Origin of the sequence: Pseudomonas sp. BN606 (assembly GCF_029873115.1) — a bacterium.
Taxonomy (GTDB): domain Bacteria; phylum Pseudomonadota; class Gammaproteobacteria; order Pseudomonadales; family Pseudomonadaceae; genus Metapseudomonas.
In genome coordinates this window covers 175,811-196,873 of sequence record NZ_SSOF01000063.1, presented here as the reverse complement: position 1 = coordinate 196,873, position 21,063 = coordinate 175,811, and the positions used below count along the sequence as shown (strand labels likewise).

At 59.2% G+C, this 21,063-nt stretch carries 18 protein-coding genes and 1 pseudogene; 8 read left to right on the top strand and 11 right to left on the bottom strand.

Features of this window, described 5'->3' with window-relative positions:
• Positions 1-3: 3 nt before the first annotated feature.
• The 3 genes from E8E75_RS12010 (at position 4) to E8E75_RS12000 (ending at position 2,805) form a co-directional block, all read left to right on the top strand.
• Positions 4-777 carry an ABC transporter substrate-binding protein gene (locus E8E75_RS12010; RefSeq protein WP_280358935.1) on the top strand — a complete coding sequence of 258 codons (774 nt, stop codon included), beginning with the start codon at positions 4-6 and terminating at the stop codon, positions 775-777.
• Between the two features lie 158 nt (positions 778-935).
• On the top strand, positions 936-1,865 hold the full coding sequence (locus E8E75_RS12005) for a MurR/RpiR family transcriptional regulator (RefSeq protein WP_120651122.1): 930 nt from the start codon (positions 936-938) through the stop codon (positions 1,863-1,865).
• 514 nt (positions 1,866-2,379) lie between these two features.
• Positions 2,380-2,805: a potassium channel family protein gene (locus tag E8E75_RS12000; protein ID WP_120651121.1), complete on the top strand. Its 426-nt coding sequence runs from the start codon at positions 2,380-2,382 to the stop codon at positions 2,803-2,805.
• A 333-nt stretch (positions 2,806-3,138) separates the two neighbouring features.
• Here E8E75_RS12000 and E8E75_RS11995 read toward each other — a convergent pair whose 3' ends face one another.
• The 3 genes from E8E75_RS11995 to E8E75_RS11985 all read right to left on the bottom strand — a co-directional run bounded on the left by E8E75_RS11995 (position 3,139) and on the right by E8E75_RS11985 (position 6,794).
• Positions 3,139-4,503, bottom strand: a complete 1,365-nt coding sequence (locus E8E75_RS11995) for an MBL fold metallo-hydrolase (protein WP_120651120.1) — start codon at positions 4,501-4,503, stop codon at positions 3,139-3,141.
• Between the two features lie 279 nt (positions 4,504-4,782).
• Complete coding sequence (locus E8E75_RS11990; protein ID WP_153919962.1) at positions 4,783-5,511, bottom strand: phosphoribosyltransferase; 729 nt, start codon at positions 5,509-5,511, stop codon at positions 4,783-4,785.
• A gap of 365 nt (positions 5,512-5,876) precedes the next feature.
• Complete coding sequence (locus tag E8E75_RS11985) at positions 5,877-6,794, bottom strand: universal stress protein (protein ID WP_153919964.1); 918 nt, start codon at positions 6,792-6,794, stop codon at positions 5,877-5,879.
• Positions 6,795-7,148: 354 nt separating this feature from the next.
• Between E8E75_RS11985 and fnr the strand changes: the two genes are divergently transcribed.
• Entirely contained in the window at positions 7,149-7,880 is a 732-nt protein-coding gene (gene fnr / locus E8E75_RS11980; RefSeq protein WP_280358934.1) for a fumarate/nitrate reduction transcriptional regulator Fnr, read from the top strand.
• 242 nt (positions 7,881-8,122) lie between these two features.
• Here the strand turns inward: fnr and E8E75_RS11975 are convergent, their stop codons facing one another.
• Complete coding sequence (locus E8E75_RS11975; protein ID WP_280358898.1) at positions 8,123-8,965, bottom strand: oxidoreductase; 843 nt, start codon at positions 8,963-8,965, stop codon at positions 8,123-8,125.
• Positions 8,966-9,404: 439 nt separating this feature from the next.
• Positions 9,405-10,019 (bottom strand): hypothetical protein, encoded by a 615-nt coding sequence (locus E8E75_RS11970; RefSeq protein ID WP_306109942.1) that lies wholly within the window; start codon positions 10,017-10,019, stop codon positions 9,405-9,407.
• A gap of 390 nt (positions 10,020-10,409) precedes the next feature.
• Between E8E75_RS11970 and E8E75_RS11965 the strand changes: the two genes are divergently transcribed.
• On the top strand, positions 10,410-12,461 hold the full coding sequence (locus E8E75_RS11965; RefSeq protein WP_178123511.1) for a multicopper oxidase domain-containing protein: 2,052 nt from the start codon (positions 10,410-10,412) through the stop codon (positions 12,459-12,461).
• 229 nt (positions 12,462-12,690) lie between these two features.
• Complete coding sequence (locus tag E8E75_RS11960; protein ID WP_120651112.1) at positions 12,691-13,944, top strand: HAMP domain-containing sensor histidine kinase; 1,254 nt, start codon at positions 12,691-12,693, stop codon at positions 13,942-13,944.
• A 132-nt stretch (positions 13,945-14,076) separates the two neighbouring features.
• Here E8E75_RS11960 and E8E75_RS11955 read toward each other — a convergent pair whose 3' ends face one another.
• A complete protein-coding gene (locus E8E75_RS11955) occupies positions 14,077-15,087 on the bottom strand; it encodes an FAD:protein FMN transferase (protein WP_280358894.1) in 1,011 nt (336 codons plus the stop codon).
• Between the two features lie 486 nt (positions 15,088-15,573).
• Here E8E75_RS11955 and rsxC point away from each other — a divergent pair, with 486 nt between their 5' ends.
• Together rsxC and E8E75_RS11945 are read left to right on the top strand one after the other, a co-directional pair.
• Positions 15,574-16,974, top strand: coding sequence for an electron transport complex subunit RsxC (gene rsxC, locus E8E75_RS11950; protein WP_280358893.1), 1,401 nt, complete (start codon positions 15,574-15,576; stop codon positions 16,972-16,974).
• A complete protein-coding gene (locus E8E75_RS11945) occupies positions 16,971-17,924 on the top strand; it encodes an RnfABCDGE type electron transport complex subunit D (RefSeq protein WP_120651109.1) in 954 nt (317 codons plus the stop codon). The genes rsxC and E8E75_RS11945 overlap by 4 nt, the downstream gene beginning before the upstream one ends.
• A 47-nt stretch (positions 17,925-17,971) precedes the next feature.
• Here E8E75_RS11945 and E8E75_RS11940 read toward each other — a convergent pair whose 3' ends face one another.
• The 5 genes and pseudogenes from E8E75_RS11940 to E8E75_RS11920 all read right to left on the bottom strand — a co-directional run.
• Complete coding sequence (locus E8E75_RS11940) at positions 17,972-18,682, bottom strand: SDR family NAD(P)-dependent oxidoreductase (protein ID WP_120651108.1); 711 nt, start codon at positions 18,680-18,682, stop codon at positions 17,972-17,974.
• Positions 18,683-18,723: 41 nt separating this feature from the next.
• Positions 18,724-19,380, bottom strand: a complete 657-nt coding sequence (locus E8E75_RS11935) for a DsbA family oxidoreductase (protein ID WP_153919975.1) — start codon at positions 19,378-19,380, stop codon at positions 18,724-18,726.
• A 321-nt stretch (positions 19,381-19,701) separates the two neighbouring features.
• Positions 19,702-20,169: a hemerythrin domain-containing protein gene (locus E8E75_RS11930; protein WP_120651106.1), complete on the bottom strand. Its 468-nt coding sequence runs from the start codon at positions 20,167-20,169 to the stop codon at positions 19,702-19,704.
• Positions 20,170-20,380: 211 nt separating this feature from the next.
• On the bottom strand, positions 20,381-20,560 hold the full coding sequence (locus E8E75_RS11925) for a KGG domain-containing protein (RefSeq protein WP_120651105.1): 180 nt from the start codon (positions 20,558-20,560) through the stop codon (positions 20,381-20,383).
• Between the two features lie 353 nt (positions 20,561-20,913).
• Positions 20,914-21,024, bottom strand: a pseudogene (locus E8E75_RS11920) (NAD(P)-dependent oxidoreductase); the annotation flags it as partial.
• Positions 21,025-21,063 lie beyond the last annotated feature (39 nt).

Below are 21,063 nucleotides of genomic sequence, written 5' to 3'. Positions count from 1 at the left end.
AAATTGAACAAGATCGCTCTACTTGGCGCCTTGGCGCTTTCTGCTTGCGCCACGCTCTCCCAGGCACAGGACTCCCTGCGGATAGGGATCGAAGCCGCGTACCCACCCTTCGCCTACAAGACCGAGGACGGACGTTTGAGCGGCTTCGATTACGACATTGGCAATGCCTTGTGTGCGGAGATGCAGGTGAAATGCGAGTGGATCGAGCAGTCCTTCGATGGCCTGATTCCCTCTCTCAAGGTTCGAAAGGTCGATGCCGTGCTGTCGTCGATGTCGATCACCCCAGACCGCCTGAAGTCGGTCGATTTCACCAAGAAGTACTACCACACGCCTGGCAAGTTGGTGATGAAGGAGGGAGCGAATGTAAGTGACCCACTCAAGGACTTAAAGGGCAAACGCGTCGGGGTGCAGCGCGCATCGACCTACGACCGCTACGCCAGCGACAAGTTTGCTGCGGCCGGGATTGAGGTGGTGCGTTACGGCTCGCAGAACGAGGCATTCCTTGACCTGGTCTCCGGCCGCATTGACGCAACCCTGGCGGACGTGGTGAACATCAGCGAGAGCTTCCTCAAGACCGATAGCGGCAAGGGTTTCGCATTGGTCGGTCCGGATTTCAACGATCCCAAGTACTTCGGCAATGGCGCAGGCATCGCCGTGCGCAAGGGAGATACGGCTACCGCCGAGAAATTCAGCAATGCAATCGCAACCTTGCGCGTCAATGGCAAGTATCAGGAAATCCAGAGCAAGTACTTCCGCTACGACATTTACGGTCAATAGATGCAGGCCCGGGGTACCCGTTCAGCCCGGGTACCTCACTGCTACATGACTTCTGGTTGAAGCGCGGTGGACACTGCCGATTGCGTCAAAGCGGTTTCCACACTCACACAGCGATCACATAAACTGGCGCTCCTGGCCATAAGGACCCTCTCAACGTCATGACCCGAGCGCCGCGAGACCTGTCTGTCTATACCTCACCTGTCATGCGCAAGCTGGCATCGGCCTCCCCCGATTTACCGCCCTCGTTGCGAAAGGTCGCTGACTTCATCCTGCGACATCCGCTCAAGGCCGCGACACTTACCATTGAAGAGCTCGCACAGGAGACGTCGACTTCGGCCGCAGCAGTCAATCGGCTGGCTCGCGCCTTGAAGCTCAGTGGCTACAGCGCACTCAAAACAGCCCTGGTCAGCACACTGCAAGACCTGGTTTCGCCGGTGGACAAGCTGCGCCAGGAAATGGCCCAGCGCCCAGACGGTTCCTTCGGCCTGCATGAGCAAATGCAGGCTGCGGAGGGCAACCTACGTGCGGCCGTCAGCAGCAACAGCCCGGCGGCGTTCGACGCCTTCGTCGAGCGACTCAGCAAGGCCCGCCGCATCTTTATCCTGGGTTTTGGCAACAGTGCTTACATGGCCGGTATTGCAGCGGCCAACCTGATGCCCTATTGCCCCGATGCGACAGCCATTAGCATGGAGGGCGGCAACGAGAATGCCGCCTACAGACTGGCGGCCATCACTCAGCACGATGTGTTGTTGGCGATCTCTCTTCCCCGTTACTCCCTCGATACCATCCAACTCGCGCGCTTCGCCAACGAACGTGGAGCCGGCGTGTTGGCCATCACCGACTCTCCGGCCTCCCCACTGGTGCAACTCGCCGAGCATGTGCTGTTCGCGCCCGCCGAGCACCCCGTCCTGATCAGCTCGAACGCGGCCGCGCTGGCCGTAATCGAAAGCCTGGTCTCCGCCGTGATGACACGTAACAAAGAAGCGGTGAAGTTGGCAGCTGAGCTTACCGAAAGCGTCATGTCGTACCTGCACGTTCCACGTGACCAGACGCGCAACTCCAAAGCGCGTCGGAAATCGGAGAATTAATTCAGGCGTTGCTGATGCGTTGCGGATGAAGAGCCTGGGCCGAAGCCCTTTACCGGCTCGGCCTTGTTCATGGTCAGACTCTCAGTCTTTGGGATCGCGAACGAGGCTGGCGACTGGTATCCAGCAGTCGTCACGATCTACCCATTGCCCAGAATCACTTTGAGCGCCAGTTCGTCTCGGATCGCGCCAATCGGCACTGGATTTCTGACATGGCCTACGTGCAGGCTGTGCAAGGCTGGTTGTTTACAGCCGTCGTCCTCAATCTCAATTCACGCGCCGTCGTCGGTTGGGCGATGTCGCCACTCGACGCAGGGATATCTAAGCCCGTTGGAATTTGAGCTGCGCTATTCGAGCAATAGCGCTTAACTTCCAGTTCAGCAGTTCTGGGACAGACCATACCTCGCAATGTTATTTTCAATGGCGAAGTGGCTTGACCTGCTGATGTTTTTGCTAGCCGGACGTCCGGCCCCAGACGTCATCAGAAGCCATCAAACTTGGTGGCCGGTAAACAATAATGACCTTGGCAATATTGGTTAATATTCTAGTGGTATTGATGGCTGTGATAATTCATTACGAGTTCCTTCTCCGCCTGAATCTTCTCATGCCAAAACTCAAGATATGGCATAGGTCAAGGATAATATTTGGAGTACTAGGAGCCCTCGTTGCGCATGCCGTCGAAGTATGGATATTCGCAATTTCCTATTTCCTGATGATTCGGGCCGAGGGCTGGGGCACCTTGACAGGGCGTTTCGACGGCAGCCTTCTGGATTGTGTTTATTTCTCGTTCACGACATTCACAACCATAGGATTCGGTGACATCGAACCTGTTGGAAGTCTGAGGTACCTGACAGGTCTTGAGGCGCTAACTGGCCTTGTTCTTATTACTTGGACAGCATCTTTCCTGTTTATTGAAATGCAGAAATACTGGAAATCCAATTAAGCGATCTATCATCCCGCAGGGTTTCTGGCTGGAGATACCTTGGGTCAGCGTGTATAGGCTTCTTGATAAATTGCACGGATTGGCCCTCGTTCTCCAGGAACGAATAGACCGAGGATAGGTGGTCCTACACACTCGGCTCCACATGCTGCTCCAGGTTTGTTGTTTGTCTTGAAAGCTCAGCCTGGCGAGCAAACCGGTCAGGTACCCACATGCGGCCGATCCTGGCGCCCTCCCCTTGGCAAAAAGACGCCCACTCCCGCCTTTACACTACTGCATGTCTATACCACGCAAGACTCGTATCGATGGCCATGCAGGTGGCGCAAGCCCCGGTCCTCACTCTTTCTTGAGCACTACCTGGTCCCGATGTTCCGGCACCGAGACCGACCAGCCCAGCTCAACGCTGATCCGTCGTCGTAAAACGTCTGCCGCCATGGGCTCACCATGCACCACATAGGTGTGCTTGGGCGGAACTTTGAATCCCCGTAGCCACTGCATGATTTCGTCCGCGTCAGCATGCGCGGAGAGATTTTCCATTTGCACGACTTCGGCCCGAATCGGTACCTCCTGACCATGTATGCGCACGGTCTCGGCACCACTGATAATCAGCGAGCCCCGCGTGCCACCGGCCTGGAACCCTGAGAACAGCAAAGTGTTACGCGGATTGGGTGCCAGGGACTTGAGGTGATACAGCACACGCCCACCGGTCGCCATACCGCTCGCGGCAATGATCACCGCAGGCTTGCGCAATTCGTCCAGCGCCTTGGAGTCTTCCACAGACCGCACGGTTTGAGCCACCTTGCAGGTTTCCTCGCACTCCCTAGCGGTCAGCCGGTGCTCGCTGCGGAATCGGTGGTAGAGCGTGGTGGCATCGGTCGCCATTGGGCTGTTGAGATAGATCGGCAAATCAGGGATGAGCTTCTGCTCCTTGAGCCTATACAGGTGGTACATCAGCAGCTGTGCTCGACCCACTGCAAAGGACGGGACCAGCGTGATTCCTTGGCGCATCGCGGTTCGATTGATGACATCTGCCAGTCGCGTCTCGACAGACTCTGGCGGGTGCTTGCGATCACCATAGGTCGACTCCACGAGCAGGTAGTCAGTCTGGTCGATGGTTTCAGGTGCCGGCATGAGCGGGTCATGCAACCGTCCCAGATCGCCGGAACACACCAGCTTGACGCCGTCGACCTCCAGCTCCACGGTCGCCGCTCCCAGAATGTGTCCGGCAGAACGCAGCAACAAGCGCATTCCGGGCATGATGCTCTGCGGATGGTGCAGTTCTATGGGGTGAAACAACTTGATTGCGCGCTCGGCATCCGCCTCGGTATAGAGCGGTTTCGCCGGATGGTGTTTGGAATAGCCCCGCCGGTTGGCGTATTCGGCCTCCTCCTCCTGGAGCCGGCCGCTGTCCAGGAGCAGGATACGAGCGAGCTCGCACGTGGCTGGCGTCGCATAAACAGGTCCCCGATACCCCTCCCGCACCAGTACCGGCAAGTAACCGCTGTGGTCGAGATGAGCGTGGGTGAGAACAATTGCGCCCAGGTCTTCGAACGACACTGGGAACGGGTCCCAGTTGCGCAGGCGCAGTTGCTTGTACCCCTGAAACAATCCGCAATCGATCAGCACACGCCTATGCTCGTCCTCGACGAGGTATTTGCTGCCAGTCACGGTGCCGGCAGCTCCCAGGAATGTCAGTCGCATCGAGTTCTCCCCTCGGGCGTGGCCCAAAAGTCGATGGATCATGATCAAAGGGTTTAGCAGTCCTGCGGCTTCAGCGCACACGTCCGGCACTGGGCGCCCCATTGCATCGGTTCACTCAGGTGCGCCTCGAACAGGTGCGTAGCCGCGGGAATAACTTCCAGTTGTAGTTCGCTAGCCAACGCGTTTTGCCCGAGCACAGACAGGTCATGCACGAACACCACAAGATCCTTTGCTCGCGTCGGTAGCAGGAAGTCTCCGACTAGCTGCACATCCGGCGGGTCAATGACCGGTTGTTGAGGTCGGAGCCTCGGTCACCTCCCAGGGCTCAGTTGACCCTTGCTGCTTGCGTTGCCACGCGCGTTGCAGCAGATCGATCACCTCTCGATCCGTGATCTGTGCGAAATCCACATACCAGCGACCAATCGCCGTGAACCAGTCGGGCGTGAAGGGGCAGACCACTTCGTCCACCTCGTTTCGCAATTCGGCAATCGTGTCGTTTGGCGCCACGGGTACGGCGATGACAATTCGTGCCGCCCCTTGGCTGCGCACTGCTCGTACAGCCGCCCGCATGGTGGCGCCAGTAGCCAGCCCGTCATCCACCAGAATCACCTGCTGGTTACGCAGGTCCGGCAAGGGATGATCGCCGCGATAGATCCGCTCCCGACGTTGCAACTCTTGTAGCTCTCGCTGCGCAACTTCATCCAACGTGGCTTCATCTACGCCGTGTATCTTCACCACATCACGATTGAGAACGCGCACACCTCCGCTGGCGATGGCACCCATGGCCAGTTCGTCATGGAAAGGAAGACCCAGCTTGCGCACCGGCATTAGATCCAGGCGCAATTCCAAGGCTGTCGCGATCTCGTAGGCCACCGGAACGCCGCCACGTGGAAGGGCGAGAACAATGGCGTCAGATCGATGCCTGTATGGGATCAACATTGGCACGAGCGCCTGGCCAGCGGCCAGACGGTCGTGAATTGGGATATGTATCGAACCGGAGAATTTCATCTGGCTGCCTTCGAAACGTCCCTGGTTGCTGGTTCTAAATCGATCTGCGCTTCTTCGTAGCTTTTCGGCCGGATTGGGTTTCCAGTGCCGCAGAGCCCGACGTGTCAGGCGTGCGAATCAGTTGGAAGAAGAGCAGATTCAGGCGTTCGGCCAAGGCTTTGAACCAGCGACCAGTCGAAGAGCGCTTTATCTCATTTGGCTTGTCATCGGGCGCGGAAGCACTTTTGTTTGAAATTGCCATAATGCTGGCCTCCTCGTGGTTTCCATCTTCATATTCAATTGGTGCGCACTTCCTTCTCGGGATGGGACGCACTCTGAACTGTCTTGTAGTCATTACAGCCAGGGAAAGCCTCGGCATTCCCGAATCAGGTTTCTGCGTCGCTGTCTTTGGGCCGGATGGCCAGGACGCTCCCGGAAAGCCGATAGAGGACGGTTTCGGTCGTGCTGCCGATAAACTTGTCCAGGACCTTTCGGTGAATGCGCCCCATGACCACGACATCGGCTTGTGTTTCTTCTGCGAACTTGGTGATTCCCGTGACCGGTTGACCAACTATGAAGTGACGTCGCTCCGCTGGGACGCCATGCCGTTCGGCCAGGTCGACGAAGGACTGATGCAACGCGCTACGCAACTCCTCGACAACGTCCGCCCAGCCAGCAACCGTTTCGCCGGAACCTGTCATGTAGGCCGGAATGTTGTTGTACACATACAACAGTTGGAACTCGGCGCCGCATTGCGTGGCCAGGCCGGCGCCGGCCGTGATGATCTGATCGTTGAGGCCGGAGTACTGGGCCTCGGGATCGGTCGGGTCGACCGCTGCCACGACCACCTGTAGCCTCGGATGGCGGGCGTCATTCACCAGATGGAGCGGCACAGGGCATTCGCGCAACAGGTGCCAGTCCAGCGGCGTTACGAATGCACGTTTGAGCACTGGCTCGCGTTGAATGTCCTTCACCAGCATATCCGGCTGGATCTCTTGCACGTGGCGAATGATCTCCTCATGCAGGTTCTCGGCCCAGACCACAGAGCAAGTGGCGTGGATGCCTTTATCTCTGAGGATTTCGATTTCCTTTCCCCAGCGTCGACGCTGCTCGTTGAGCACGCTTTGGCGTACCTGCTCCCTGAGTTCAATTGCCAATAATGGAAAGGTCATGAAGGGCTCGACCAGAACCGAAATATGGAGCGCAGCACCGCTAGCCATCGCGAGCGATACCGCTCTCTGGAACGCCGCGGATTGACGTTGCTCTGCATGGCCGACCAGCAGAATTCTTCGCATTTGGCTCATGGCCCACCTCCGCCTGACGGATACTTCATCTGGTTTGGATTCCCTGCTTGGTCTACAGCCATCTCGAGACCCAAGGCTAAGTGCATCCTGCGACAGGGAAGAACGAGCGAATTGATGTCCGTCAATTTTGTCGGCGTCGGCAGGTCCCCATCGACAACCTTTGGCGACGAAGCTTACGAAGTCGCCAATCATTCAGAAAAAACCAAAGCTGACAGGGCGTTACTGCGAGCAAATGCTTGCATCGGCCCACATGTAACTATTCCGACGAGCTGCCGATCCCACAGGAAATCGCTCTCCTAGACTTAATTGTCTGGCACCAGAAAGGTATATCCGATGGCAGACAATCCGCTCAGCATGCATGTGTCATCCCCGCGGCCAACGCACGTCACCTGCCATGATTGCTCGCTGAGCCACTTGTGCCTGCCGGACAGCCTTCACGAGGCGGAAATCAGCCGCCTTGAGGGAATTATCAAGCGCAGCCGACCGCTACGTAAGCACGAGTACTTGATTCGTGCAGGCGACCCGGTACAAAACCTGTACGCCTTGCGCTCCGGCGCGATCAAGACTTACCTGCTAAGTCCGGACGGCGTCGATCAGATCACCGGCTTCCATTTACCGGGCGAACTGATTGGCCTCGACGCCATCGGTGAGGACAGTTACCCCAGTTATTCTGTTGCCCTGGACACCTCGATGGTGTGTGCCATTCCGTTGCATCAGCTCGAAGAGCTGTCCGGCCAGATTCCAGGGCTGCGCAAACAGCTGCTTCACAGCATGAGCCGGGAGATCCAGGCCGATCATGAACGCCAGTGCCACACGCGGGAAAGCGCAGAGCAGCGCCTGGCAGCCTTCCTGCTCAATCTCTCGGCCCGTTACAGTAAACGCGGGCTATCTGCATCGAACTTCGTCCTGCCCATGAGCCGCAGCGAAATCGGCAACTACCTGGGCATGACCACAGAGACGGTCAGTCGCCTGTTTACCCGCTTTCGTGACCTGAACCTGATTGATACCTCCGGCCGCGAACTGCGCCTGCTAGATATCCAGGCACTGTGCCAGCAGAACCAACCCACCAACGCAGGCCACCTCTAGCGACGGCAGTGATCGCCGACTCAAGCCACAGGCGGGCGTACTCGGCGGCTGAAACGATATGTTCGTTCAGGGCAGTGCTCCCTGCATCAGTTCGCGACAGATCCACAACTGAGGCCACTTTGCGTGGAAGCCGAAGCTCTCCCGTGCTGAGCCGGTGCAGTGGCATCGAGCACGCAGCAGCCGCCATTCCAGTGGTGTGATTTTGGCCGTCGCCACCGGATGCTCCAGCCACTGGATGCACTTCAGGAGTACCAGTACCCCCCCGAGGATGCATGTGGCTCGCAGATTTCAATCTGGTGTCGATAATGGTCGTAACGGTAGACCGGGCCATCCACGCAAACGTGGGACGTGCCGAAATGGCAGTGTCCGCACAGGCCAATCCCGCATGGCATGCGACGCTCGACAAACAGCCAGATATTGTTTGGTTGGATTCCCTTGGTCGTGCACATTCGCGCCAGTGTTCGCATGAACGCTTCGGGGCCGGAGCAAAGCACCGTGTCTGGCCGTTCGCTGTCGAGCACTCGCCCCATTTGCAGAAGCGGCTCCCCATGAAGCCGCAATGCCGATACGTCTTCGCCAGAGGTTGCCATTACCTGGAAGTACTCTTTCCAGCCTTCCTGTGCAGCACTCAGGCTCCGGGATTGGTGACCGTCGGTGACATGCAGCAGGTTCAGATTGACTGGAAGATGCCAGTCACGGGCCTCTTTGATGAACGTGGTCAGGTGAATGAGCCCACAATCGGCGGCGACGGCCAGCACTTTGTGTCGGCCGATAAGCAGTGGCCAGCCTTTCCCATAGGGCCCGCGATAACCCAGTATCGCCCCGGGCGCCTGCGCAAAAAGTGCCGACGTCAGAACTCCGCGACGATGAATCAGCGCTTGAAAGTTGCCTGCCACGTCAGGCAAATCGAGGTAACTGAATGGCGCTTCCCCCAGCCCGGGAACACTGAGCATGAAAAATTGCCCGGGAATGACATCCCGGTCGCAATCCATTGGCTGTTCGATGACAAAATCGAATACTCGCGCGCCTTCACCATCCGACTGGGAGCCGGATAGCCACAGCGTCCGGGGTGCCGGGATTTTCATGGCCTGGTGATCCGACGCAACAGCTGTCGCGCGCCCACGCCACGCGCTTCTGGCTCACTGCAGCGAACGCGGCCGACGCACCCATCGCTATCAAATCGAGCTTTGACGTCGCTACCGGAGTTGTGCAACCAAAGGTGCTGCACTCGCCGACTTGGGGGGCAGGGACTCTGGCTAGCCGCTTCCAGCGGGAAGCCCCTGGCGAGGCAGGAGTCGCAGACCCGCTCGCACTTATCCTGCGCATCGAGTTGTTGCCAGCGCACCTCGCCCAGTTCGCCCAGACTGGCCGCATATTGCTGCCGCCCATTTTTCAAATGGGATCGCAGTACTTCGGGGTTTTCCATCCTGAATGTACCCATCTCCCCTCCCTACGCTCTTGCCAGTGGGCGCCTCGTCGACCGAGGCTAACCCACGGAGCGTTTCGAGCCCTGCAAGTCCTGCGTCACTGGCCCATCGGCATTTTCATCATGTGCGACTGCTGATCCATCATCTTCATCATCATGTCCATCATTCCCATACCCGCATCATTATTCCCGTTCATACCCATGTGCATGCCTTTGCCTTTGCAGTTCAGCTGCATCATGGCCATGCCCTCTTTCATCGCCACCATGCCTTCCTGCATGGCCACCTGGCGTTCGGCCGGGGTTTTGGCAATGGCGATCTTGTCGTGGGCAGCCTGCATTTTTCGCATCTGGTCGGCCATGGCCTGATCGTGCATGGGCAGTGACGGACTATCAGCTTGCGCAGGTGCACCAGGCGGTTGCTGCGGGGCGGGCTCTTCAGCGGCCAGGGCGATCAGTGGGGTGCAGATGAGCAGCGCAGCGATCAGCGACTTGGAATGCGTATTCATGGCGATCTCCGAATAGTGATGGACTTCCCGGACACGCCGTGAGGGCGTAACCGGACAGGGCAGCTGGAAACTCCAATTACCGTTTAGTCGCTCAAGTGAACAGCGACCTGACCGGTAGAAAGTGGTTGCTATCCGAGCCTTGGAGTTGCCTTGGCTGAAGCGTTCGTTTTCAAGTTGCCGCGTAAAACATTGCTTGTACTGATCCATATCAAACAAGGGGTTCGGAACGGCCGCTTGACTGGGACGGTCCTGCCGTCACAGCGCCCCGGTCGAGTTGACTGACATACCACTTAGCGAACTGCTGAACAGTCTGGCGTTCGTCACTCAAGGGCTTGCCGCACTCGCTACTCCGCTCCCATCAGGTCCGAGTCACCGTATTGGCCTGCCTCCCCCTGCCGCTGCACATATCTGTCTCCCGATACCGGTCGTTCCCCTGGCAGCACCGCTCATGCGCGCAATTGCATCCTGCAACTTCGACGATTGATTTAGATCAATTCGAACCATCCGTGCAGGTCGCACAAGAGATCAACCCTTCCTCCAGCTGATTGCGGATAAGGGCCCTACCAGTCTCTCGTCCCTTGCATGGGGGAATTCGACATGTTCACGAGACGCCAGCTCCTGCAGTACAGTGCGTTCGCCGCAGGCGCCTACCTGCTTCCCAGCCATCCCTTTCTACGCCAGGCCCAGGCGGTCGCGCTCCTTTCGAATGTCGGTTCATTGAGTGATCCGGCACTGCAGCCGAAGTTCGTCGAGCTTGCACCCAACGCGCTGGACCCGGCTTTCCTGTTCAAGGACCTCAACAGCGACGGCCATCCAAGCAAACTCCCGAATTTCAACATTCGCCTGAGTGAAACCGAGCAACAGACAGGGCTTGTCAACCCGAAGAACCAGAAGAGGCTGTGGACCCGAGTCTGGGGCTACGGCAACAAGACCGTGAGCTGGCCGGGCCAGACCATCCAGGTTGTCAGCAGTTCGGCCGGCGGAGCCGACGAAACCATCGTGCGCTGGCGGAACGAACTGTTGAGCAGGCAGCACCTCCTTCCCCTCGACACCAACTTGCACTGGTGCTACTCGCTGCACGGTGAGCACTCGGCCAACGGCGTGGACTACCGGAATTTCAGCATCAGGGAGAATGGGGTACCGATCAGCACTCACCTCCATGGCGGGAACAGCGATTTCCAGTTCGACGGAAATCCCGAGTTCTTCTACAGCCCCTATGCCAAGGTCAGGGGGCCTCAGTGGGACTTCGTTGATGGCGGCTTCACCGACCGCTTCCGCTACAACAACGGTGTGCCAGCCAACCACCTCTGGTATCACGACCACGCCTTGGGCATTACCCGGCTCAACGTCTATGCCGGCCTCGCAGGTCAGTACTTCGTCCGCGACGAGTTCGATACCGGGCTGGCGGGCAACCCACTGAACTTACCCGCCTATCCTTACGAGCTGGCCTATCTCATCCAGGACCGGATGTTCACCGAGAAGGGCGCGTTGTTCTATCCGGCCTTTCCTGGCGATCCCGCCTACGCCGACTTCATCACCGGCGAAGGCGCGATCCTTCCTCCCGACCTCTTCCCCAACGGTGGCCCGACCGCGCTGGCCGAGTTCTTCGGCGATCACATCGTCGTCAACGGCAAGATCTGGCCCAAGGCCAATGTCGAGCCGCGTCACTATCGCGTGCGCCTGGTGAATGCCTGCGACTCGCGGTTCATGGTGCTCCAGTTCGTGGCCGTCGCTCCGCTCGTCACGGATCCCAAGCACTCGAGCGCTGGCGCACCGCTGCCCTTCTGGGTCATCGGCAGCGACCAGGGACTTGGCACGCCGCGCCAGACTGACACCCTGGTATTCGAGCCAGGCGGACGCTACGACGTCGTCATCGACTTCTCTCAGGTCCCCGCCGGTAGCCGCGTCATCATGAAAAACCTCGGGGGTGATACGCCGTTTGGCGGTGCTTTCGGTGAAGACCTTGCCCCGGAAGACCTGTTCGACGATCGCCAAACCGACCGGATCATGGCCTTCGATGTGGTCAAGCCGAAGTCCGCCGTGCCCGACAACTTCAGCCCCGAAAGCCTTCCCAGCTATGCGGGCGTATCCGGCGATGCCTCGACCCGCAGGGTCGCGCTCTTCGAGGGCATGGATCAATTCGGGCGACTCCAGCCTCTGCTGGGCACTGTCAAGGATGGCAACCTCAACACCACAAACGTCGCCACCGCTTACGCGTGGTTCCAGCCGACCACCGAGACGCCCGGCGCGGACACCACGGAGATATGGGAGATTTACAACTTCACCGCCGACGCCCACCCGGTCCACCTGCATCTGGTGAACTTCGAGATCCTCGACCGCCAGGTATTCGAGTACCAGGTCACAGGTTCGCAGATGACCCATCAGCACGACGGCATGACCGGCGAGGCCCCAGAAATTTCCTTCGTCGGGAATTTCTCCCCCGCGCCCGTCGGAACGGAGTACTTCGAGGCGGCCCCCAGGGACATGGTCATGGCGTTGCCGGGAAACCCGGAGCCCGAGTCCGGCAATCCCACGGGCCAGATGGTCAGGATAAAAGCCCACTTCAACAAGTCGGGACAATATGTATGGCACTGCCACATCCTCTCGCATGAGGACCACGAGATGATGCGGATATTCCAGGTGGGTTGAACGAGTCGGTAGCTGGACGATCCCGCAGACCCCAGCCATCCCTGCGACTGTCGATGGACCTTCGGACGCAGGGAACCTGGAGCAATCGAAGCAAGCGGTCTCGCCAGCGACCGTTGATCCTGCGGGGGTAGCTCTGCGTCGCTTGGCGCATGCTCGCCACTCAGTGTCTCCGCCGCCCAGCCTAAAATTTCCAACACAACCATAACGGGTCGTTGCTTGGTGGCAGCCGATGAAGAACCATAATTCGATACGTGGCCGCATGGTCGCCGCCTTTGTGCTGTTAGCGGCGATCATCGGTGGAGTGTTCGCCGGCTCGGCTTTCTTCGTGATCGAGGAGATCGAGAAGCAACTGATCGATAAGCGTCTGGTTCGTGTATCCGAACTCTGGACTTCAGGCTTAAGCAGCACAACGCAGCTGCAGACGAGCGACCTGAGTTTCTTCGTCGGCCAGCAGTTGCCTAAGACATTGCAGGGATTGGGCCCTGGGACGCATGAATTGCGTCTGAGTGGTCGGACGTTGCACGTATTGATTGGCGAGGCGGACGGCCAGCGCTACGCCGTAGTGGATGACCAAAGCGACTTCGAAGCAATTGAAGACCGTACCTATATTGCCTTGAGCCTGGCGTTTCTTGGCGGCCTCGTATTGGCACTACTAGTTGGACGGGCCAGCGCAAGCCGGGTGATTCTGCCCCTGACCGAGCTGGCCTCTGCAGTTCAGGATGAGCAGCGAGAGGAAAAGCTTCCCGGGCTCGATGCAGCCGACGAGATCGGCGTATTGGCCCGTGCAATCGAGGATCGTACTAACCAACTTAGCCGAGCCCTCCAGCGCGAGCGTTGGTTCACAGCCGACGTCAGTCATGAATTGCGCAATCCGCTGACGATCTTGCTCGGCGCCGCAGAAGTTTTGGCGCGGCGTTTGAAGGACTATCCCAAACTGCTGACCATGACCGAGCGTATTCGGCATAACGCTGCGGACATCTCCCAACAGATGAGCGCCTTGTTGGAGCTGGCGCGGGTGCCGGAGAATGCTCACCCATTCCGTGTAGCCTTGCGTCCGCTGATTGAGCAGGAACTGCAACGCTGCCAACTGCTGCAGGGAAAGTCCTTGGCGATCGAGTTTATCTCGAGTGAAGACGTGATGGTCCCCGCCATTCCGGAGCTGGTTGCCATCGCGGTAAGCCACCTTCTACGTAATGCCAGCTTGCATACTAGAAAAGGCGTAATAACGGTCCGGCTGAATTCCAGTGGCATCGTGATTGAGGGCCGTGGAACGGGAGGCCCTGATGCCATTGAGAAACATACGGCCGATCGACTTCCCCCTGACCTCGACGCGACTGGTTTGAGCTTGTCTATCGTCAAGCGCGTGGCCGACCACCTGGGATGGTCGGTGCACTACACATCCGCGTCGGCGGAAGTTAGCCGATACTTCCTGGCGTTCGACCTTAAGCGCAGCCAAGTGTTGCCGATGGCGTGCGCAGGTTGACAGCTCGGGCACACGTCCGGCGACTCTGATCCATCACAAGGGGCCGCTGTCGACCATGACCTCCCAGTCCAGGGAAGAGCCGGACTCCCCTACCCTGGCGCTTGGTCGACCTGGAGGCTGGCTTTCCTTCAACTACTGTTTCTTGACTTGCCCTGGAAACAACGACTCGAATCGAGGCGTCGCTCGGGCAGCGAAGCCCTGCCCCTTGCGCATGATGAAATAGGCAGCGAGGTCATGTCGCTCGGCGAAGGCATAGCCCTCCTCCGGGCCGAGCACCATCAGCACGGTAGACAAGCCATCGGCATGCAGCGCCGAAGGGTCGACTACCGTCACTGCCGCCAGCGCATGCTTCACGGGTCTGCCGACGCGTGGATCGAAGGTGTGCGAATAACGCTGGCCACCTTCCTCGAAATAGTTGCGGTAATCGCCGGAGGTGGAAACGGCGTAGCCATCCAGCGCAATGACGCGCTCCATTTGTTGCTCGTGCTCGCCGCTGGGCACCTCCAGGGCGATGAGCCAGGACGAGCCATTCGGCTTGCGGCCGATCGCCTTGAGTTCGCCGGTGATCTCGACCAGGTACGCCTGGACACCCAGGGCCGAAAGCTTGTCGCCGACCCGATCCACCGCATAGCCGGCGACCATGCTGTCGAAATCCAGTTGCGCCGCTACTTCCTTGCACAGCTTTTCACCATCCAGGCGCAAGTGCTGGAGCCCCACTCGTGCCTGCTCCCGTGCCAGCGCGGTTGCATCCGGTACCGTCACCCCCCGTGAATGCGGGCCGAAGCCCCAGAGATTCATCAGAGGCAGCACCGTCAGGTCAAAAGCCCCGCCACTCTCGCGGAACAGAAACTCGCCGTAAGTCAGCAAGCGATGCATATCTTCGGGCAACGCCTGACAGGCACCGGCCGGCAGATCGTTGAAGCGGGAAACCACGGAGTCGCCGCGCCAGATGGAGAACTGCCGATCGAGCGCCCCGAGTATCGCCTCGACTTCGGTCTTTATTCGCTGCAAGTCGGGTGTCTGCTCGGTGGGCACGTACTGGATCGAATAGGTGCTCCCCATGGTCGGTCCGGAGACGCGCTCGATCCGTTCACCGCAGCCAAACAGCAATGTCAAAAGCATCACCAGCAGGCTAGCGCGCATCTATCGATACCTCTGCGACCCCGGCCGCGCTTCGCGGGCGCGTGGAAACCTACCCAAACTGCCGGCACTAACGGCTTACCAGAGAGTAAAGCTGCATTGCCGGAAATGGCCCCAGCATGTCCCACAAGTTGGCTCAATCCGGCTCACTCAAGACCCGACATGGCTTCCACGCGCCCGCGCTAGGTCAAGTCGCTGGGTGTTGCGCATGTCGGTCGAAGGTAGGCTCTGACCAGTGCGGATTACCCGTGCCAGGGCCTGGGAGCACTGCGCAGGCGTTGGATGCGATGCCTCGAAGTGTGGCAATTGGCCTACCGTTCATCAGTCATTTTGATCAAAAACCGAACAAAGCATTTTTTCGGCGCTCTGAGTCCCGAGAGTTATCAGGCGTCGCCCTCGCTTTTCGCTCAACTTCCAGGAAGCAAAAAAACATTTTGTGCATTAGTGCGCAGGGGAGTTTTTTGCCGAATAAAAATTGGAGGACAGTGAATGTCTAACCCTTCGTCGCATGGCGTCGAGCGCATGCAGAACCACGCCCGCGCTCAGCGTCAGCCGCAACAGAAGCCCTTCTGGCGCCGCCTGTTGGCCATCGCCTCCCCCTCACAGCGCAGTTGGCATGGTGGGATCAAGCTCAAAGGCTACAAGCAATTATCCAACGCCAACCCGATTGCGCCGGTCGCAATCGAAAACATACAACTGGCGATCCCGCTTGAACGGGGTCGTCGATGTGTAGAGCCTTGCGTCCAGCCGGGACAGCATGTGCGCAAAGGCGAGGTTATCGGTATCGGCGATGACAACACCCCTTGGGTGCATGCCAGCACCTCCGGCGTCGTGGAACGGATTGGTTTGGCCTACGCGGCCGACTCGGCCGAACCGGTCATGGCTGTCGTTCTGAATGCTGATGGCCTGGATGAGTGGATCGAACGCCCAGTGCTGGGGCTGCCACAAACCCCCGAGGCGTTGGTCGAACGGGCAATGCAGATGGGCATTGTTGGCCTTGGTGGAGCGGGTTTCCCGACCGCCCTCAAGCTGGCCGGCGCTCAGCACCCCGACCTGCTGCTGATCAACGGTGCCGAATGCGAACCCTTCCTGACCTGCGATGACCGTCTCATGCGCGAACGTGCCGAGGCACTGATCGAGGCCGCTGACTACCTCGCCGCTCTGCTGGGAATAGCACTCACCCGTTTCGGTATCGAAACCAACAAACCTGAGGCGATGGCCGCGTTGCGCGCAGCCTCGCGCCAGGCGCGCACCCGAATCGAAATATGCCCGCTGCCCGAGCGTTATCCGGCCGGGGGGCAGCCGTTGATGATCAAGAGCCTCAGTGGCCGCAACCTCGCGCCAGGGACCCTGCCCGCCGATATCGGAGTGCTGGCGCTGAATGTCGCGACGCTCTATGCCCTGGGACAGGCCGTCTTCCACGTCGAACCACTGATATCACGCGTGCTGACGCTGACCGGCGCCTGCGAGCGACCCGGGAATGTCATGGTGCCGGTGGGCTACCCGGTCAGCGCATTGCGCGCGATTGCTGGTGCGTCCCCCGAAGGCCAGTTGACACAGGTTGGTGGGCCGATGATGGGACAGCCGCTACCGGACCCTACTGCCGTCATCAGCAAGACCAGTAGCTGCCTGATATTCGGCGCCGAGCGCTACCTTCCGGCCCCCCAACCCGCAGGCAGCTGCATTCGCTGTACGCGCTGTGTGGATGTCTGCCCGATGTCCCTCAGACCGCTGGATCTTTACGCTGCCGCCGAACGCCATGACAAGGCCAGCCTGCAAGAACTGCGTTTGTATGCCTGCATCGAATGCGGCAGCTGCAGCAGCACCTGTCCGAGCAACCTGCCGCTGCGCGAGCGTTTCCGCCAGAGCAAGACGGAGCTGCGTTCATGAGCCTGATCAGCGGTCCCACCCCGTACCGACTGCGCACGGTGATGCTGCTGGTCAGCTTGTGTCTCCTGCCGGGCTCCGCCTTGTACGCCTGGCAATTTGGCGTCGTGGTGTGGATGCAGACCTTCTGGTGCGTACTGCTCGCCATGGTCTTCGAAGCCGGCCTGCTGCGCCTGCGCGGACGCAATGTACGCGAGGGTTTGAGCGACCTGAGCTGGCTGGTGCTAGGTCTGATCCTGGCTCGGGCATTGCCGCTGCTGGTGCCGTTGTGGATGATCGCCCTGGCCAGTTTTGCCGCTCTCGCATTGTGTAAACACGGCAGTGGTGGCCTTGGTCGCAACCGACTCAACCCCGCCATGGTCGGCTTGGGGATCATCGCGATCTGCTTCTACCAGCAGTTGTACCCCGCTCCATCGAACTATGCCCCCTGGACCCTCACCCTGGATGCCAAGGCGGTTCTTCTACAACAGTTGCAGCTGGTGCCACGCCTTGACCTCGATGCGTTCGCCGGCGCCACCCAGTTGGCCAAGAACCAGTTCACGCCGATCACCCCCAACCTGTCGGGCTATGGCTATATTGCCGGTGGTTTGATACTGGCTGTCCTGCGGGTGATCCGAATCGAGATTCCATTGGCGATGCTCACCAGCACGGTATTGCTGTGCCTGGCCGCGGGTCATAGTCCACTGGAAAGCCTGTACAGCCTCAGCCTCGGTGGCTATCTGTTCACCGCCTTTTTCATCGCGACCGATCCGGTCACCAGTCCCGACACACGTGGTGGTCGCATACTCTTCGGCCTGGCCATTGGCGCCCTGACTGAATTGATTCGCGAATTTGGGCTCTATGCCGATGGTCTCTGCTTCGCTGTGCTGGCCGCCAACCTGCTGGTGCCGCAGATCGACCGGTTGGTGCTGCGCATACAGCGCCCCTGGTACACAGCGAAAACCTGGAACTGAATGCGCGCAGCGCCGTCGGAAGCGTTCGACGGCGCTGCGCGCAAGTATCAGTGTCCGGCGCTCTGACCACCATCGACGTGCAGGATTTCACCGGTGACGAAACCGGCGTTGTCCAGATAGACGACGGCCTGGACGATATCGCTGGTCTCGCCCATGTGTCCGACCGGGTGCAGCCGGCCCAGCGCCTCATGGGTTTCCTCGCCGTGCATCGGGGTCTTGATGATGCCGGGAGAGACCGCGTTCACACGGATACCGCGCTTGGCGTATTCGATGGCCAGGGACCTGGTCGCCGCGTTGATGCCTCCTTTGGTCAACGACGCCAGTACCGACGGCACACCTTCGATGGCGTGGTCGACCAGGCTCGTGGTGATGCTGACGACGTGGCCGCTGCCCTGTTTCTCCATCTCGGTGATCGCGAGCTGGGAAATGTAGAAGAAACCACCGAGGTTCACCCCCAGTACAGCGGCGTAGTCTTCGCGGGAGTAGTCGGTAAAGGGTTTGGCGACGAAGATTCCGGCGTTGTTCACCAGGGTGTCGATACGGCCAAAGCGCGCGATACCTTCACCGATCACTCGCTCGGCGGTCGCAGGGTCGGCGATGTCACCCGCCACGGTGAGGATATCCGGGTCGCTGGATGGCTTGATCGAACGCGACGTGGCGACAATCCGGTAATCGAGATCGCGGAAGGCTTTGACCACAGCCGCACCGATGCCTTGGGATGCGCCTGTGACAACAACGACTTTTCTTGCATTGCTCATGATGAACCTCCAGGTACACGGGGGTTGGGAAGAACGGTTGATCAGGCTTCGGCTGGGGTCCGCGCCATTTGCCGCAGGACTTGCTCGTAGTACTCGACGGACTGCGAACCGGACACCAGGTGGCGGCCGTTGAGGATCAAGGCCGGTACCGAACTGATGCCACGAACTTGGTAGAACGCTTCAAGCTCACGCACCTCGCTGGCAAACGCCCCGGTTGCCAGCACCTCTCTCGCACGCACCGCATCGAGCCCCGCTTCGGCCGCCAGATGCACCAATGTCTCCTGATCACTCGGGTTCTGGCCGTCGGTGAAGTAGGCGCGAAGCAGGACTTTCTTGAGATCGATTTGCCGCCCTTCCTGCCACGCCCAGAACAACAGCCGATGGGCATCGAAGGTGTTGTAGAAGTGGCTGCGCTTCTCCAGGTCGAACTGGAATCCGATGGCCTGGCCACGGGCGATCACCATTTCGTTTCTTGCGGCAACTTCTTCGGCGCTACGCCCATACTTGCGCATCATGTGCCTGGTCGCAGGCTCGCCTTCGGGCGGCATATCCGGATTCAACTCGAACGGCTTGAATGTCAGTTCGACCAGCACTTCGCCGGCCAGATTCTCGATGGCCTGGTCTAGCGCCGCTGCGCCTAGAGCGCACCAGGGGCACACCACGTCGGAAACGAACTCGATGTTCACGTACGGAGTCATGACTGAGCCTCCGCAGTTTTTTTGCGGTATTCAGTGGTGGTCACGTTGAAAAACGGCATGACAGCTCTCCTGCGACCTCCCATCGGCATGATGGGCAGGTGTTGGAGGCGAATTTAGGGCGCTGACTCAGGGGGATAAAGACGGGGTTTTGAACATCATTAGTGACGTGATGTAACGAGTCGGTGTGGTTCTCGACTGAGGGAAACTTCATTTGAGCTCGCTAAGTGCCAACAGATTAGGCGGTTCAGTGCCTCGCACTTCAGCGGTTTCCGTTCGGTGAGCAGCGCAGCCTGCCGCCGCAATGGCAGCAGGTCCATGGCCTCATGCCGCGTGGTCGAGGGACTGCTTCAGCTCGCGCTTGCGGTTTTCCATGTGCTTGCCCAGCTCTTCCAGCTCGGACTTCTTCAGCAACTTTGCCGCGTTGGGAAACATGTCCTGCTCTTCTTCCTGGAGGTGGTGCTCCAGCAATTCCTTGAGCACCTTGATCCGGCCGGAGAATTGCACGGAGTCGGCCGGCGTTTTCAGCAGGTCGGGCAGCACCAGGCTGTCCACGGTGCGATGTTCTTCCATGGCTTCGTAGAACATCTTCTGTTCTTCCTTGCCACCTGCTTTCACATAAGCCGGATAGAAGATCCGTTCCTCGATTTCGGTGTGCACAGCAAGCTCGCCGCTGATCCGGTTCAGCAGCTCCATCCGCGTCTTCACACCGCGTTCGGTGGTGGCGCTGAGCTTCTCCAGCAATTGCCTGACCACTGCATGGTCCTGTTTCAACAGTGTGATCGCATTCATGTCCTTCTCCTGGCTATTCGACGGTCATCCACCAGTGGGCAGATATGTTGCTGACCGGTGCCCCGACGGGGAGTTCGAGTTAATGGGCGAAAGGCGGTGCTGAGGCGGGTGCCTTGGAATGAGCTGACGATTGATCCCGGACGAGCATTGACGCGAGGGTGGAACATTGAAGCGGCGGCATTGGCCGCCGATTCGATCAAAGCGACGGTGATCAGTTGTTGCGTCCGCCGCCACCGCCTTGCTGGCCGCCTTTGCGACCGGTATCAGCAGGGGTACGTTCCGGCTCTTTCTTGATGTTGCCGCCATCTTGCTGGCCGCCTTTTCTTCCTGCTTCGGATGCGCGGTCACGATCCTCGGTGAAGCTGCCTTTACCGCCTTTTTGTTCGTTCATGGTCGTTATCTCCGGATGGTTGGGGTGAAGAGAATGCGCGTGGCATTCCCCTAGTCCGAACCGACCCGTCGCTCAAACGTTCAGTTTCATTTCGCTCCTGGCCCTGCAGGACATTGCAGACCCGCCGGGCATTCCAGCATCAGTTCGCCATCAGAATGCCGGGGTTGAATGTTCGCTTTCCTTTCCTTGCTCGTGCCGAAGCCCGCGCAAGTCCTTGACATCGCAAGGGCGTCCGGAGAATCAAAACGGTCGTTTCTATTTCTGACCAATTGGCCAGCATATGGCGGGAGCTAATGAAAGGAATCCCTGCGCCATGCGAAAACGGTCTGAGCGCGGGGGCGACCTCTACCTGTTCAGCCATTGACTACCGTGCCGCCATTCACGCGCAGCACCTGTCCGCTCTTGCAAGAGGAGTCGCTGCTGGCCAGGTAGACATAGGCCGGTGCTACTGCGGAAGGCTGCCCGGCGCAATTGGCTGCCGACAAGTACTGCGGGGCTGGCTG

Excerpts from the sequence above, each read along its gene's own strand:
- E8E75_RS12005 (WP_120651122.1), top strand. The coding sequence starts at position 936 with ATGACCCGAGCGCCGCGAGACCTGTCTGTCTATACCTCACCTGTCATG.
- E8E75_RS12000 (WP_120651121.1), top strand. The coding sequence starts at position 2,380 with ATGACCTTGGCAATATTGGTTAATATTCTAGTGGTATTGATGGCTGTG.
- E8E75_RS11995 (WP_120651120.1), bottom strand. The coding sequence starts at position 4,503 with ATGCGACTGACATTCCTGGGAGCTGCCGGCACCGTGACTGGCAGCAAA.
- E8E75_RS11990 (WP_153919962.1), bottom strand. The coding sequence starts at position 5,511 with ATGAAATTCTCCGGTTCGATACATATCCCAATTCACGACCGTCTGGCC.
- E8E75_RS11985 (WP_153919964.1), bottom strand. The coding sequence starts at position 6,794 with ATGAGCCAAATGCGAAGAATTCTGCTGGTCGGCCATGCAGAGCAACGT.
- fnr (WP_280358934.1), top strand. The coding sequence starts at position 7,149 with ATGCATGTGTCATCCCCGCGGCCAACGCACGTCACCTGCCATGATTGC.
- E8E75_RS11975 (WP_280358898.1), bottom strand. The coding sequence starts at position 8,965 with ATGAAAATCCCGGCACCCCGGACGCTGTGGCTATCCGGCTCCCAGTCG.
- E8E75_RS11970 (WP_306109942.1), bottom strand. The coding sequence starts at position 10,019 with ATGGATCAGTACAAGCAATGTTTTACGCGGCAACTTGAAAACGAACGC.
- E8E75_RS11965 (WP_178123511.1), top strand. The coding sequence starts at position 10,410 with ATGTTCACGAGACGCCAGCTCCTGCAGTACAGTGCGTTCGCCGCAGGC.
- E8E75_RS11960 (WP_120651112.1), top strand. The coding sequence starts at position 12,691 with ATGAAGAACCATAATTCGATACGTGGCCGCATGGTCGCCGCCTTTGTG.
- E8E75_RS11955 (WP_280358894.1), bottom strand. The coding sequence starts at position 15,087 with ATGCGCGCTAGCCTGCTGGTGATGCTTTTGACATTGCTGTTTGGCTGC.
- rsxC (WP_280358893.1), top strand. The coding sequence starts at position 15,574 with ATGTCTAACCCTTCGTCGCATGGCGTCGAGCGCATGCAGAACCACGCC.
- E8E75_RS11945 (WP_120651109.1), top strand. The coding sequence starts at position 16,971 with ATGAGCCTGATCAGCGGTCCCACCCCGTACCGACTGCGCACGGTGATG.
- E8E75_RS11940 (WP_120651108.1), bottom strand. The coding sequence starts at position 18,682 with ATGAGCAATGCAAGAAAAGTCGTTGTTGTCACAGGCGCATCCCAAGGC.
- E8E75_RS11935 (WP_153919975.1), bottom strand. The coding sequence starts at position 19,380 with ATGACTCCGTACGTGAACATCGAGTTCGTTTCCGACGTGGTGTGCCCC.
- E8E75_RS11930 (WP_120651106.1), bottom strand. The coding sequence starts at position 20,169 with ATGAATGCGATCACACTGTTGAAACAGGACCATGCAGTGGTCAGGCAA.
- E8E75_RS11925 (WP_120651105.1), bottom strand. The coding sequence starts at position 20,560 with ATGAACGAACAAAAAGGCGGTAAAGGCAGCTTCACCGAGGATCGTGAC.